The sequence below is a fragment of the Sagittula sp. genome (assembly GCF_052825245.1).
Genome location: NZ_JBRBWD010000065.1, coordinates 51,183 through 65,098 on the forward strand (window position 1 = coordinate 51,183; position 13,916 = coordinate 65,098).

The window sequence follows — 13,916 nt, forward strand, 5'->3', positions numbered from 1 at the left end:
TGTCAGGCGCCGCGTGCGGCACGCAGAGCGGCCCGGCGGGCCAGCCGCGCGCGGATGGCGCCGGTATCCGTCGAGGGCGTCGCGGCGAGAAGCTGGCGTGTATAGGGGTGTTGCGGATCGCCGAAGACGGCGTTGCGGCTGCCGCGCTCGACCACCTCGCCGGCCTGCATCACCATCACCTCGTCCGAGATCCGGCGCACCACCGAGAGATCGTGGCTGATGAAGATGTAGGAGAGGTCGAAATCGCGTTGCAGATCGGCCAGCAGGTTCAGCACCTTCGCCTGCACCGAGAGATCCAGCGCGCTGACCGGCTCGTCGAGGATCAGGATGCGCGGGTTGACCATGAGCGCCCGGGCGATGGCGATGCGCTGGCGCTGCCCGCCCGAGAACATATGCGGGTAGCGCCCGGCATGGGCGCCGCTCAGACCCACGCGCTCCAGCATCTCGCCGACCCGCGCGCGCCGCTCTGCCGCGCCGAGGCCGGTGTTGAGCAGCAGCTCCTCGGCCAGCGCGTCGCCGACCTTCTGGCGCGGGTTGAGCGAGCCATAGGGGTTCTGAAAGACGATCCGCACCTTGCGCCGCAGCTCCGCCGAGGGGCGAAAGCGGGCGATGTCGACCGCCTTGCCGTCGATGAGCAATGTGCCATCCGTGGCCGGGTCGATCAGTGTCAGGATCCGGGCGAGGGTGGATTTTCCGCAGCCCGACTCGCCCACCACCGACAGGGTGCGGCCCTGGCGCAGCGCCAGGTCGACGCCCTTCAGGGCGCGTACCGGTGTGGCCTTGCGCAGCAGCCTGCCCTTGCCGGGATAGTCGCGGATCAGCCCCTGGGCTTCGAGCACGATGGGAGGCCGGGCACTCACTGGAACGCCACCCCGTCGAGCGGCCCGTCGCTGCCGCGCTCCGGCAGGGCCGAGAGCAGCGCGCGGGTATAGGAATCCTGCGGCGCCTCGAAGAGCGACAGCACATCGGCCTCCTCGCGCTTCACGCCCTGATACTGGACGATGACGCGGTCGGCTGTTTCGGCCACCACGCCCATGTCATGGGTGATCATGATCAGCCCCATGCCGCTCTCCTCCTGAAGGTCGATGAGCAGGTCGAGGATCTGCTTTTGAATGGTCACGTCGAGCGCCGTTGTCGGCTCGTCGGCGATCAGCAGCTTGGGCGCGCAGGCGATGGCCATGGCGATCATCACCCGCTGACACTGCCCGCCCGACATCTGGTGCGGAAAAGCGGTGAGCTTGCCAGCCGGGTCGGGCAGCCCCACCGCCTCCAGCAGCTCCAGCGTGCGGGCGCGGCGGGCGGTACGTCCGAGGCCCTGATGCTTTTTCAGCACCTCGCCGATCTGGAGGCCGACGGTGAAGGCGGGGTTCAGCGAGGCGACGGGCTCCTGAAAGATCATCGCGATATCGCGGCCGATGATACGGCGGCGGGCGCGCGGGCTCAGCGCCATGAGGTCGGTGCCGTCGAAACGCACCAGATCGGCGCCGACCGTGGCGGTCTCGGGCAACAGCCCCATTACCGCCAGCATCGCCACCGACTTGCCCGAGCCGCTTTCGCCGACGATGGCGAGCACTTCGCCCGCGTCCACATGCAGGTCGATGCCCGAGACGGCGGTGAGCGGTCCCTTGGCGGTGTCGAATGTCACCGTCAGGTTTCTGATTTCGAGAAGATGGGACATCTCAGCTCCTCTTCAGCCGGGGATCGAGCGCGTCGCGCAGCCCGTCGCCGCAAAGGTTGATCGCCAGCACTGTGATCAGTATGGCGAGGCCGGGAAAGGTCACGACCCACCAGGCGCGCAGGATGAACTCGCGCGCATCGGCGAGCATGGTGCCCCATTCCGGGGTGGGGGGCTGCGCGCCGAGCCCGAGAAAGCCGAGCGCGGCTGCATCGAGGATCGCGGTCGAGAAGGAGAGCGTCCCCTGCACGATCAGCGGCGCGAGGCAGTTGGGCAGGATCGTGCGCACCATCAGCCGCAGCGGCGAGGCACCGGCGATGCGGGCGGCGACCACATATTCGCGGGTCTTCTCGCTCATCACGCTGGCGCGGGCGAGCCGGGCGAAATGCGGTTGCAGCACCAGCGCGATGGCGATCATCGCATTGGTGAGCCCGGGGCCGAGGATCGCCACCAGCACCAGCGCCAGCAGCAGCGAGGGGAAGGCGAGGATCACATCCATCACCCGCATGATCAGCGTGTCGATCCAGCCGCCGAAATAGCCCGAGATCAGCCCGATCGCGATGCCACCGGTGAGCGCGATGGTCACCACCATGAGCCCGATCAGCAGCGAATAGCGCGCGCCGAAGATCAGCCGCGAGAGGATGTCGCGCCCAAGCGCGTCGGTGCCGAGCAGATAGGCGCCCCGGCCCCCCGTCTCCCAGACCGGCGGAAGCAGAAGCGCGTCGCGGTATTGCTGCGTCGGGTCATGTGGCGCGAGCAGCGGCGCAAAGAGCGCGACGAGTACCAGCAAGCCGATCACCGTCAGCCCGATCACGGCGCCCCGGTTGCGGCGGAAATCGCTCCAGAACCCGGCCAGCGCGGCGCGGGTCGTGCCGGCGTCGTTTGTTTCAAGTGTAGCGGGATCAGCCATGACGGATCCTCGGATTGATGACGGCATAGAGCAGATCCACGATCAGGTTCACGATCATCACTACCACGGCAATGACCAGCAGGCCGCCCTGCACCACCGGGTAGTCGCGTTTCGAGATGGAATCGACGATCCACTTGCCGATGCCCGGCCAGGAAAAGATCGTCTCGGTGAGGATGGCGCCCGCCATGAGCGATCCGACCTGAAGCCCGATCACCGTGACCACCGGGATCAGCGCGTTGCGTAGCGCGTGGCGGCCCACCACCATCGCGGGGCCCAGCCCCTTGGCCCGCGCGGTGCGCACGAAATCCTCCGACAGCACTTCCAGCATGGCCGAGCGCGATTGCCGCGCGATCACCGCCGTCGGGATGGTGGCCAGCACCACCGAGGGCAGGATCAGGTGCAGCACCGCCGAGCGGAAGGCGCCCGCCTGTCCCGAAAGCAGGCTGTCGATCAGCATGAAGCCGGTGACCTGCGGGAAATAGTACATCAGCGAAATCCGGCCCGAGACCGGGGTCCAGCCCAGCGTGCCCGAGAACAGGATGATCATCAGAAGGCCCCACCAGAAGATCGGCATCGAATAGCCGACCAGCGCCGTGGACATCGAAATCTGCTCGAACCAGCTACCGCGCTTCACAGCCGCCAGCACCCCCAGCGGCAGGCCGATGCAGATCGCCAGCGCCATGGCGCAGAGACCCAGCTCCATGGTGGCGGGGAAGAAGGTCAGGAAGTCCTCGGCCACCGGGCGGTGGGTGACGAGCGACGTACCCAGATCGCCCCTGAACAGATCTCCGAGATAGGAGAGGTATTGCTGCCAGAGCGGCCGGTCGAAACCGTATTGCGCCATTAGCTGCGCATGCCGCTCCGGGGTCAGCCCGCGCTCGCCGGCCATCAGCATGATCGGATCGCCGGGCAGCACCCGGACAAAGCCGAAGGCGACGATGGTGATGCCGAAAAAGGTGGGGACCAGCACCGCCAGCTTTCCCAGAAGGTAACGGAGCAAGGATGCATCCTTTCCAAAGGCCGGGTCGCGCCGAAAGGGACGCGCGACCCGGCAGTCGGCGCGACCCACGGGGAAGGGGGCCGCGCGTATACGCAGACCTCAGTCGACCGCAGCGGTGACCACGATTTCCACGAGCCGTTTCGGATCGCCCAGATCGCAGCCGCCAATGGCTGCGCGCGAAGGCATGTGCGCGGTGTCGAGCCATTCCATCCAGGCCTCGTTCATCTGCGCCTTGGCGGACATGTCCGACAGGTAAACGCGGGCGTGCAGCAGCTTTGTCTTGTCGCTGCCGGCCTGCGCCAGCAACGCGTCGAGCTTTTCGCAGATCTCGGCGGTCTGGCCCTTCATGTCGAGATCGAGATCGGTCGCCGCATGGCCCGAGGCGTAGAGCACGCCGTTATGGACGACGCCGCCATGCAGGTGCGGGCGGGAGTTGAAGCGTTTGGTCATTGTCTGTCTTTCGGTCTTGGGGTTGGCCCCGCTCAGGCGGCGGGGTTGTAGGGATCGAGGCTGAGCTCGGGGGTCTCTCCCGCGGCGACGCGGGAGAGCTGGCGACCGGCGAAGGGGCCGATGGTCAGGCCGGCGGCTCCGAGCCCGTTGCCGAGGATCAGCCCATCGATGCCCGGCACCGGGCCGAGGATCGGGCGGAATCCGGGCGGGGCGGGGCGGAAACCGATGCGGGTTTCCAGCAGCGTGGCATCGGCGAGCCCTGGCGCGTAGCGCAGCGCGGCGCTCAGCACCTCGTGCTGGCCTTCGCAGGTCACCCGGTAGTCGAAGCCCTTGCCGTCCTCGCGGGTGGCGCCGACCACGACGCGGCTGTCGTCGAAGGCCAGCAGGTAATGGCTCGCCATCGGCAACAGCACCGACCAGCGCGAGGTATCCGCGCCCTTCATACCGAAATGCAGGATCTGCCCGCGCTGCGGCTTGACCGGGTGATACAGCGCCAGCGGGCCGAGGATCTGCGCGGCCCAGGCACCGGCGGTCACCACGATCTTGTCCGAGGGGATCTCTTCGCCGCGCCCGTCCAGCACCTTGGCGCGGGCGCCTTCGAGCTCCAGCGTCGCGAGATCGCTGAGGAATGTCGCGCCGAGCGCCACCGCCGCGCGCAGCATGGCCGGCGCGAGCTGCCGGGCATTCACCCGAGCGCCACCCGGCACATAGAAGGCCCTGAACGCCGGGTTGATCGGCGGGAAGCGCGCCTGCGCCTGCTCCGGTGAGATTTCCTCGAAGCCACCGGATTCGGGCGCCTTGGCGGTGCGCCGCGCCAGCCGTTCGCCCGCAGCGTCGTAGACATCGGGGTCTTCGGCGGTCACCAGCGCGCCGACCTTGCGGTAGCCGACATCGCTTTGCCCGCGTTCGGCGAGCCCCGCGACCAGCTCCTCGTAGTAATGCGCCCCGGCGGCGTACATCTTGTACCATTCCGGCTCGTCGAGCTTGGTCGCCCAGGGGCAGACGATGCCGGCCCCCGCCAGGGTCGCCTTGCCCTGGTGTTCCTGATCGACGACGGTCACGTCATGCCCGGCAAGGGCCAGGTGATAGGCGGTACTGGCGCCGAGGATCCCGGCGCCAATCACAGTCACTTTCATTCGACGCTCACCCCCGACAGGCGCGAGGAGCCGAAGATCGCCGGCACGTAGCCTTTCACGCTCTTGTTCACCGCAGTGATGGTGTCGGCGCCGCCGAGGACGACCACCGGCACCTCGTCATGCACGATCTGCTGCGCCTCGTGATAGAGCGCGATCCGCTCCTCCTGATCGGTGATCGAGCCGGCCTCGCGCATCACCGCGTTGAAGCCATCGTCGCACCAGGCGCCGATATTCGACGGCGCGGTTTTGCCCTCGGGCGAGCAGGTGAGGTAGTTGTTGGGGATCTGGCTGGGATCGGGGAAATCGTAGATCCCGCCGAACATGCCAACCTGCGCCTCGCCGGCCCGCGCGCGCTGGATGTATTCGGCCCATTCATAGGTCACGATCTCGGCGGTCACGCCGATCTCGGCCCAGTCGGCCTGCACGATCTCGGCGGCGCGGCGGCCGTTCGGCATGTAGGGGCGCGCGACGGGCACCGCCCAGACCTGGGTGTCGAACCCGTCGGGATAGCCGGCCTCGGCCAGCAGCGCCTTGGCGGCCTCCGGGTCGTAGGGCCAGGGGGCGATATCCTCAGCATGGCCCCAGAGCGCCGGCGGCACCACGGCGCCGGTCACATGGCCCATGCCGCTATAGACGACCTCGACAAGGGTCTCCATGTCGATGGCCTGCGCCAGCGCCTGACGCACCTTCTGATCCTGAAACTTCTCCTCGCCGAAGTTGAAATGCAGCATGCCGGTGGAGGCGACGGGGGTCTGCACCGCATCGACCGTTTCGGAGGCCTCGATGGTCTCCTTGTCGGCCAGGTTGGGGTAGAGCCCGATCAGGCATTCTCCGGCCAGCGCCCGTTGCAGCCGGACCGTGGCATCGCCAGAGATCGCCATGACCACCGCATCCACCATGGGCGTGCGCAGATCGTCGCCGAGACCTGCGCCCCAGGTGTCCGCGAAGGGCAGCAGGCGGACAATGGCGTCGGTCTGATAGGCCTGAAGCTGGAAGGGGCCGGTGCCGATCGGTTGCAGATCCATCTGCTCGGGCGTGCCGGCGGCCATCATCGCGTCAGCGTATTCGGCGGAGGTGATACCGATGGAGCCATGCGCCATAGTGCCGATGAACGCCGCCAGCGGCGCTTTCAGGGTAAAGGCGACGGTGTGCTCGTCGATCTTCTCCACCGCCTCGAGATTGTCCGCCAGCTTGGCGTTGAAGGTCGGGTAATTGCCGCCCGAGACCTCGTAGAACGGATGCTCGGGGTCCATCATCCGCGCAAAGGTAAAGACCACGTCATCGGCGTTCATTGGACGGGTGGGCGCAAAGGCATCGTTCGACTGCCAGCTCACGTTTTCGCGCAGGTGGAAGGTGTAGGTCTTGCCGTCTTCCGAGACCTCCCAGCTTTCGGCCAGCGCCGGTTCGATCCCCGAACCGCCGCGCTCGACCGAGACGAGCCCGTCATAGATCTGGCCGAGCACATAGGCGGTGGTGCCGTTGCTGGTCAGCTCGGGATTGAAGATCTCTGGTGCGCCTTCGAGGCAGACCGTCAGCACCTGGGCCTGGGCAGCCGGCGCGAGGGCAAGCGCGGCGGCGCCGCACAGATATGCCAGTTTATTCATTTCAGTACCTTCCTGTTTCGCATGTGTCTCATCCTTGGCGTTGCCCAGCTGGTTTTCCCGGATGACACCATGCGAGCGGCAGGCTAACATGAAAGTCAAATCGCTTATTCTCCAAGCTTTATAACGAAACCTCATACTGTGGTTGACCAGGGGATACCGCCGGAATGAACATTCGCCAGCTCGAAGCCTTTCACGCGGTGATGGAAACGGGATCCGTCACGCTCGCCGGTGAACGGCTGGGAATCTCCCAGCCCGCCGTCAGCAAGCTATTGAAATCGTTCTCGGAAAACTGTGGCTTCCGGCTCTTCACCCGCAGCGGCGGTCGCATGCTGCCGACCTCAGACGCGCAGCTTCTGGCCTCCGAAGTCTCGCGCCTGTTTTCGGGCACGGACCGGATTCAGAAGCTCGCCCGCGCCGTTCGGGATCGCGAGTGGGGCGAGGTCACCATCGCCGCGCCGCCGGCGCTCTCTGCCCGTTTTCTGGCCCATGCGCTTGGCCCGCTGATGGCCGCGCAGAAGAATATGCACATCTCGATCACCAGCCAGTCGAGCCCGCGAGTCGCCGAGCTGGTCGAAAGCCAGCAGATCGACATCGGCCTGTCGGTGCAGCCTTTCGAGCATCCCCATGTGCGCTCCGAGCTGGTGATGCGCTTTGCGATGATCTGCGCGCTGCCCGCCGCGCATCCGCTGGCCTCCAAACGGCTGATCCGGGTCGAGGATCTCAAGGATGAGCCCTTTGTCGGGCTGGCGCGCGACGATTGTTCGATCATGACCATCGACCGGGCCTTTCAGCTGCGCGGCGTGCAGAAACGCGCGGTGGTCGAGGTGCCGATGTCGGAAACCGCCTGCGATTTCGTCGCCGGCGGGGCAGGGGTCTCCATCGTGCCGCCCTTTGTCGGGCTGGGCTATGGCGAGGACAAGCTCGTCCGCCGCCCGATCGTGCCGCTGACCACGATGAATGTCTGGATCATGCTGCCTGCCTCGCGCCCGCCCTCACTGGCCGCGGAGCGGATCGTCGAGGTGCTGCGGGCCAAGCTCCAGCGCTATGACGTGGATATGGCCGAGGGTGGAAACGCGGCGGATCGCCGGCCCGAACGGGCCTAGCGAGAGGCGGGCTCTAGCGCAGGACGAGCACCGGAATGTCGCTGTGGGTCACCACCTCGTTGGTCTGGCTGCCCAGCAGCACGCGGTTCACCCCGCGCCGGCCATGCGTCGCCATCACGATCAGGTCCGCATTCGACATCTTCGCCGCCTGAAGGATGCCCTCCGCCGGGTGCTGGTCGCCGACATGGCAGGTCTCGCAGGCGACACCCGCATCGCGGGCCAGACCGCAGGCCGCGTCGAGGATCGCCCGGGCATGATCTGACTCGTGCGCCTCATAGGCCTGAATCGCCTGCACCGCCTGTTTCGGCCGCTCCCGCGACATGTCCAGCGCCGACCACATCTCGGTCACCGTGACCACGACGATCTCGGCGCCGACGGCCTTGGCCAGCGCGACGCCGTGCTCCAGCGCCTTGCCGGCAAGCGGGCTGCCATCCGTTGCGATCAGGATTGTCTTGTACATTGGCTCTCCTCCATGCCGAACCGCGGGCCAATTGGCCCCGTTGCGTTTTTTCTCACTCGGCGGCCTTGCCGGGCACCATCCGCTCCGCTTCCTGGCCGAAGAAGACAGGCGCGCTGCGCAGCGCTTCGGGGCTGTGCAGGCCGATCTGCGCCATGGTCGAGCGCATTTCGGCGATCAGGATCTCGATGCATTGCGTCGTCGCGGCCTGACCGCCCGCCGCGCCCGCATAGGCAAAGCTGCGGCCCGCGAAAACCATATCCGCGCCAAGCGCCGTGCCCTTGACGATATCCTCGCCGCCGCGCACGCCGCCGTCGAAAAACACCGGAACGTTGTCGGGGGTCGCCGCGCGCACCGCCGGCAGCAGATCGACGGTCGCGGGTGAGGACTCGAGCTGTCGCCCGCCATGGTTCGACACCCAGACCGCGTCCGCCCCTTCGCGCACCGCGCGTGCGGCGTCCTCGCCGTTGGAAATGCCTTTGATCACCAGACGTCCCTGCCAGGCCTCGCGGATGCGCTTGAAATCGTCCCAGGTGGTGCCGAACTTGTTGCGCTTGCCGGCAAAGGCGCCGACCTTCTGGGTATTCTCGGATTTCGCGTAGGCCGCGTAGTTCCGCATCAGCGGGGCGCCGGCCAGCAGGGTCTCGATGCTCCAGCGCGGATGCAGCGCCAGATCGGCCAGCAGCCGAGGGGTATAGCGCAGGGGCAACTCGAACCCGTCGCGGATCGAGGCGTTGCGGCGCGAGGGCGCGGGGACATCGACGGTCAGCACCAGCACATCGGTGCCGGCCTCGCGCGCGCGCTCGATCAGGCCAAAGGTGATCTCGTCGGATTTCGCGATATAGAGCTGGAACCAGAAGAACTCTTCCGCCGCCTCCGCCGCCGCTTCGATCGTGGTGGTCGCCATGGTGCTCAGCACGAAGGGCAGCTTGGCCTCGCGGGCGCTGCGTGCCAGCATCAGGTCGAGCCCGGGCCAGGCGACATTGGCCATTCCCAAAGGTGCGACCCCCAGCGGTGCACTGTATTCTTGCCCGAAGAGGGTGACCTCGGTGCGGATATCCGCGCCGACGAGCCGGCGTGTGGCAAAGACCATCTGCTGAAGCGCGCGGCGGTTGCGATGCGTGCTGGCGCTGTCTCCGGCGCCTCCGGTCAGGTAATTATAGGCGAAACGCGGCATGCGTTGCCGCGCCCGCCTTTCGAGATCCGCGACATTGGCGATCCTGGCTCGAAACATTCTCCCCCCTTCGAAACGCGATCTGCTCGGGGCGAGCTTGGCGCAAAAGCCGCGCGAGCGCCAATATTCTGCGCCGGGGCGTTGGATAGGTCACAGATATGCATGATGCCCCATCCCCGGACGGAAAACGTCGGTCGCGACGGCGGGCATCATATTCAGTACAATGGGAAACTGCCGGATCGTGGCTATGCATGCGCTCTGCCATATCCTGAAAGACACCATATGTATTTTACTCACCGTATGAACTGCCGCAGGCTCGCCACGTGTGCCCCGCCAGTCCGGCAGGGTGCAGAACAAGTCTGCCTGTCCGCGCGGTTTCCGTGTCCCCGGGGCAGGCGGTCGCAAGGGAGGTGACATGAAGGTCGGTGAGGCAATCGCAGAGATCCTGAAACGGGAGGGTATCGAGGTCGTGGCCGGATACCCGCTCAACCACATGCTCGAATACAGCGCCAAGGCGGATATCCGTCCGATCATCGTGCGTCAGGAACGGGTCGGGCTGCATATGGCCGACGCGATCTCGCGCATGACATCGGGCGAAAAAATCGGTGTCTTCGTCATGCAGCACGGCCCCGGCGCCGAGAACGCCTTTGGCGGCGTGGCGCAGGCCTATGGTGAATCCGTGCCGCTGCTGGTCATGCCCATGGGCTACGACCGCAAGGCCGCGCATGTGGAGCCGAATTTCAACTCGGTGACCAGCATGCGCTCGGTGACAAAATCCGCCGAGCCGATCACCAGCGGCGCCGACGTGCCCGACATCATGCGGCGGGCCTTCTCGCGGCTGCGCAACGGGCGGGGCGGGCCGGTGCTGGTCGAGATTCCCAAGGATATCTGGCAGGAGGAGGTGCCCGAGCCGCTCGATTACGTGCCGGCCAAGATCGCTCGCTCGATGCCCGATCCGGCAGAGATCGAGGCGGCGGTGGACCTGCTGCTCTCGGCCGAGCGCCCGGTTATCTATGCGGGGCAGGGGGTGCATTACGCCAAGGCCTGGCCCGAGCTGAAAGAGTTCGTCGAGCTGTCGGGCATTCCGATCTGCACCAGCCTTGAGGGCAAGAGCGCCTTTCCCGAAACGCACGAGCTGGCGCTGGGGTCCGGTGGCGCCGCGATCCCGCGCACCGTGCGGCATTTCCTCGACCGCTCCGACGTGATCTTCGGTGTCGGCTGCAGCTTTACCAAGACCTCCTTCGGGGTCACGATGCCAAGCGGCAAGACCGTCATCCACAACACCAATGACGCGAACCATCTGGCCAAGGACATCCCGCTGGAGATCGGCCTGCTGGGCGATGCACGGCTGACGCTGACCGCGATGCTGGATGTCATGAAAGCCCGGCTTTCCGGCCCGCGCGACCGCAGCGCCGTGGTCGCGGAGATCAAGGACGTGTACGAGGGCTGGCTGGCGGAATGGCTGCCCAAGCTCACCTCGGACGAGGCGCCGCTCTCGCCCTACCGGGTGCTGTGGGATCTGCAAAAGACCGTCGATATGCCCAACACCATCATCACCCACGATGCCGGCAGCCCCCGCGACCAGCTGTCGCCGTTCTGGCAGTGCGAGACGCCGCTCAGCTATATCGGCTGGGGCAAGACCACGCAGCTCGGCTACGGGCTGGGGCTGGCGATGGGCGCCAAGGTGGCCTGCCCGGACAAGCTCTGCATCAATGTGTGGGGCGATGCGGCCATCGGCTTTACCGGCATGGATTTCGAGACCTGCGTGCGTGAGCGTATCCCGATCATGTCGGTGCTTCTGAACAACTACTGCATGGCGCTGGAGCTCGACGTGATGCCGGTCTCGACCGAGAAATTCCGTTCGACCGATATCAGCGGCAACTATGCCGACATGGCGACGGCCTTTGGCGGCTATGGCGAGCGGGTGACCCGGCCAGAGGATATCGTGCCGGCGATCCGGCGCGGCATCGAGAAGACGCAGCAGGGCATTCCGGTGCTGCTCGAGTTCATGACTTCGAAGGAAACGGTCACATCGCGCTACAAGGTGGAAGAGCTGACGATCTGAGGCAACCCGTTGCGCGGTGTGCTCCCCCCGCCGCGCAACCTGCTCTTCCCCGATCCGCCCGGCGTTCTGCGCCGGGCGGTTTTCTTGTGTTTGCGGGGATCAAGTGATCCATGTCGGTGGCTGCGGCTCGAACCATACCCGGCGCGGCTCCCATGGCAACTCTGGCAGGGACCGCGTCAGGAAACGGAAATCCTACCCTTCCCGCCGCGCAGCCCCCAGCCCCGCCAGCCTCCCGAACAGCACCGAGCGTCCCAGCCCGTGCTGCGGAAAGCCGCCATGGCTCTCGCCGGCGCAGAACAGCCCGGGGATTGGCGCGCCATCCAGGCCGATCACCCTTGCGCCTCCGTCGATGCGCAGCCCGGCGAGGCTGTCATGGATCATCGGCGTGGCCCAGGCGGCGTAAAACGGCGGGCGGGCGATCGGATAGCGCGGCTGGGGCTTGCCGAAATCCCGGTCCACCCCCTCGGCGACAAAGCAATTGTACCGCGCAACCGTCTCGGCAAGCGCCGCCCGGTCTAGCGGCGCGCTCTGATAGGGGTTGTCGAGATTGGCGACCAGCTCGCTCAGCGTATCGCCCCGCGCGAAATACTGCGGGTCCACATGCGGCGGCTCCGGGGTCCAGCCCTCACGCGCGACCGCATCGGCGTCGAAGATCGCCCAGATCGGGCCGCCGCCATCTGGTGCGCCCTCGCGCCTGCAATAGCCCATCGCGGCATCGAAAAACGCCTGATCCTCCTCCTCCTCGTTCCAGAACCGCTTGCCGGCCTGATTGACGAGGATGACGTTCTGCCAGTCGCTCACCGTCAGCCCGGTGGCGCCGGCGCGGGGGAAATGCGGGCTGTCAGTGCGGTATTTCAGCCGCTTGTAACCCCAGCGGCAGCCGATGTGATGGGTCTTGGCCATCACCAGACAGGTGCCCGCCGTCTGCGCTGCCGTGCCCCAGAGCGAGGCGCCATAGGCCATCGCGGCAATCTCTCCGTCGCCGGTCTGCGGCGCCACCGGCGCGCCGACCTGCTGGTATTCTTCGGTGAGGCGCGGATCGAAAATGCGCCGGAAATTCACATTGCCGGTGCTGCCGCCGGTGGCCAGCACGATGCCGCGCCGGGCGGTGATCGCAAAGGCGCCGTCCGGCGCCGTGCCTTCCACGATCTGCGGCTGACCCTCGGGCCCTGGCGCGATCCGCGTCATCCGGTGACCGAGCCGGAACACGACCCCCAGCCGCCGTGCGCTGCGCTCCAGCGCGCGGACCAGACCCGACCCGTTGCGCCCGCTTTCGCGCAGTGCGAGCTCTTCGGCGACCGGCCATTCCTCGCAGCGAAACACCCGGGGCACGCTTTGCGGTCCGACCGATTTCACATCGAGCTTGACCGCCGTGGGGGTGTCGATGAAGCGCACGCCATGTTCGGCGAGAAACTCATAGGTTTCAACGCTGTGATCCGCATAGGCGCGCACCAGATCGCGGTCGCAGAACCGGCTTTCGGGCAGATCGTGGCGCACCCAGTCGGCGAACACCGCATCCGGCGTGTCCTCGATCCCCAGCCGCGCCTGAAGCGCGTTGCCGCCGCCGAGATGGATATTGCCGCCGCTGACGATGCCGCGCCCGCCGATATCGTCGCAAAGCTCGATCACCGTCACCGAGGCGCCCGCCGAGGCGGCGGCGACGGCGGCGGCAAGCCCCGCCGGGCCGGCGCCGATCACGGCCACATCGGTCTGAGTGTCGGGGGTGGGCGTCTGGTTGAGCTTTTTTATTGTTATTTTTTGTGGTTTTGTCGTTTATTTTTTTGGTTTTCTGGTGTTTTGTTTTCTTGGGGGGGGGGGGGGGGGGGGGGGGGTGTGGGGGTGTGGGTGTGGGGAGGGCAGAAGTAAAAAACGCTCAAGGGCGGGACCGCCGCCCCCCCCCCCCCCCCCCCCCCCCAACCCCCCCCCCCGGCTATCTTTTTTTATCTCCCCCGCGGGGCGGGGCGCCCCCCCCCCCCCCCCCCCCCCGCCGCGCGGCCCCCTCCGGCTGGTTTCGGCCGAGGGGGGGGGGCGGGGCCCGGCCCCCCCCCCCCCCCACCCGCCGCCGACACGGGCGCACCGCCGGGCAAGGCGACCATCCACGGGCAAAAATGACGCAACGTCATGCAAAAGATGAACGCCGCGGGCCTCGCGCAACACCCCGTCGTCTGCCGCCAGGCCCGAAAAGTTACCAACCGGCCGGGAATCGGGGTCCAAACGGCCGGTTCGCCCCTTAACGCCCGCCCGTGAAAGATGAATCCGCGTTAACCCGTGGTGGTCCCGTGGAGGCAGCGCCACAACACCTTGAAGCGTACGGTGCGATAACCCCACCGCGCGCTCCGGAA

12 protein-coding genes are annotated in these 13,916 nt (G+C 66.8%); 2 read left to right on the plus strand and 10 right to left on the minus strand.

The annotated features are described in order from the left end of the window. Positions 1–2: 2 nt before the first annotated feature. From ACU0DV_RS25455 to ACU0DV_RS25485, 7 genes are all read right to left on the minus strand, one after another. On the minus strand, positions 3–860 hold the full coding sequence (locus ACU0DV_RS25455; RefSeq protein WP_446273655.1) for an ATP-binding cassette domain-containing protein: 858 nt from the start codon (positions 858–860) through the stop codon (positions 3–5). Further along, positions 857–1,678 carry an ABC transporter ATP-binding protein gene (locus tag ACU0DV_RS25460; protein ID WP_446273656.1) on the minus strand — a complete coding sequence of 274 codons (822 nt, stop codon included), beginning with the start codon at positions 1,676–1,678 and terminating at the stop codon, positions 857–859. The genes ACU0DV_RS25455 and ACU0DV_RS25460 overlap by 4 nt, the downstream gene beginning before the upstream one ends. A gap of 1 nt (position 1,679) precedes the next feature. Beyond that, on the minus strand, positions 1,680–2,585 hold the full coding sequence (locus tag ACU0DV_RS25465) for an ABC transporter permease subunit (protein WP_446273657.1): 906 nt from the start codon (positions 2,583–2,585) through the stop codon (positions 1,680–1,682). Then, the gene (locus ACU0DV_RS25470) at positions 2,578–3,585 is read right to left on the minus strand and encodes an ABC transporter permease subunit (protein ID WP_446273658.1); all 1,008 of its coding nucleotides are present in this window, start codon (positions 3,583–3,585) and stop codon (positions 2,578–2,580) included. The genes ACU0DV_RS25465 and ACU0DV_RS25470 overlap by 8 nt, the downstream gene beginning before the upstream one ends. Before the next feature lie 99 nt (positions 3,586–3,684). Then, entirely contained in the window at positions 3,685–4,035 is a 351-nt protein-coding gene (locus ACU0DV_RS25475; protein ID WP_446273659.1) for a RidA family protein, read from the minus strand. Between the two features lie 32 nt (positions 4,036–4,067). Continuing rightward, on the minus strand, positions 4,068–5,171 hold the full coding sequence (locus ACU0DV_RS25480; protein WP_446273660.1) for an NAD(P)/FAD-dependent oxidoreductase: 1,104 nt from the start codon (positions 5,169–5,171) through the stop codon (positions 4,068–4,070). Then, a complete protein-coding gene (locus ACU0DV_RS25485) occupies positions 5,168–6,775 on the minus strand; it encodes an ABC transporter substrate-binding protein (protein WP_446273661.1) in 1,608 nt (535 codons plus the stop codon). Before ACU0DV_RS25485 ends, ACU0DV_RS25480 begins: the two co-directional genes overlap by 4 nt. A gap of 164 nt (positions 6,776–6,939) precedes the next feature. Here ACU0DV_RS25485 and ACU0DV_RS25490 point away from each other — a divergent pair, with 164 nt between their 5' ends. Next, positions 6,940–7,878 (plus strand): LysR substrate-binding domain-containing protein, encoded by a 939-nt coding sequence (locus ACU0DV_RS25490; RefSeq protein WP_446273662.1) that lies wholly within the window; start codon positions 6,940–6,942, stop codon positions 7,876–7,878. Positions 7,879–7,891: 13 nt separating this feature from the next. Here the strand turns inward: ACU0DV_RS25490 and ACU0DV_RS25495 are convergent, their stop codons facing one another. Both ACU0DV_RS25495 and ACU0DV_RS25500 read right to left on the minus strand, forming a co-directional pair. Next, the gene (locus tag ACU0DV_RS25495; RefSeq protein ID WP_446273663.1) at positions 7,892–8,338 is read right to left on the minus strand and encodes a universal stress protein; all 447 of its coding nucleotides are present in this window, start codon (positions 8,336–8,338) and stop codon (positions 7,892–7,894) included. A 52-nt stretch (positions 8,339–8,390) separates the two neighbouring features. Next, a complete protein-coding gene (locus ACU0DV_RS25500) occupies positions 8,391–9,569 on the minus strand; it encodes an alpha-hydroxy acid oxidase (protein ID WP_446273664.1) in 1,179 nt (392 codons plus the stop codon). A gap of 355 nt (positions 9,570–9,924) precedes the next feature. Between ACU0DV_RS25500 and ACU0DV_RS25505 the strand changes: the two genes are divergently transcribed. Then, positions 9,925–11,574: a thiamine pyrophosphate-requiring protein gene (locus ACU0DV_RS25505; RefSeq protein ID WP_446273665.1), complete on the plus strand. Its 1,650-nt coding sequence runs from the start codon at positions 9,925–9,927 to the stop codon at positions 11,572–11,574. Positions 11,575–11,766: 192 nt separating this feature from the next. Here ACU0DV_RS25505 and ACU0DV_RS25510 read toward each other — a convergent pair whose 3' ends face one another. Then, entirely contained in the window at positions 11,767–13,272 is a 1,506-nt protein-coding gene (locus ACU0DV_RS25510; protein WP_446273666.1) for an FAD-dependent oxidoreductase, read from the minus strand. Positions 13,273–13,916 lie beyond the last annotated feature (644 nt).

Bases quoted from the DNA above. Each gene is read 5' to 3' on its own strand.
- ACU0DV_RS25465 (WP_446273657.1), bottom strand. From the start codon at position 2,585: ATGGCTGATCCCGCTACACTTGAAACAAACGACGCCGGCACGACCCGC.
- ACU0DV_RS25490 (WP_446273662.1), top strand. From the start codon at position 6,940: ATGAACATTCGCCAGCTCGAAGCCTTTCACGCGGTGATGGAAACGGGA.
- ACU0DV_RS25505 (WP_446273665.1), top strand. From the start codon at position 9,925: ATGAAGGTCGGTGAGGCAATCGCAGAGATCCTGAAACGGGAGGGTATC.
- ACU0DV_RS25500 (WP_446273664.1), bottom strand. From the start codon at position 9,569: ATGTTTCGAGCCAGGATCGCCAATGTCGCGGATCTCGAAAGGCGGGCG.
- ACU0DV_RS25495 (WP_446273663.1), bottom strand. From the start codon at position 8,338: ATGTACAAGACAATCCTGATCGCAACGGATGGCAGCCCGCTTGCCGGC.
- ACU0DV_RS25485 (WP_446273661.1), bottom strand. From the start codon at position 6,775: ATGAATAAACTGGCATATCTGTGCGGCGCCGCCGCGCTTGCCCTCGCG.
- ACU0DV_RS25480 (WP_446273660.1), bottom strand. From the start codon at position 5,171: ATGAAAGTGACTGTGATTGGCGCCGGGATCCTCGGCGCCAGTACCGCC.
- ACU0DV_RS25460 (WP_446273656.1), bottom strand. From the start codon at position 1,678: ATGTCCCATCTTCTCGAAATCAGAAACCTGACGGTGACATTCGACACC.
- ACU0DV_RS25475 (WP_446273659.1), bottom strand. From the start codon at position 4,035: ATGACCAAACGCTTCAACTCCCGCCCGCACCTGCATGGCGGCGTCGTC.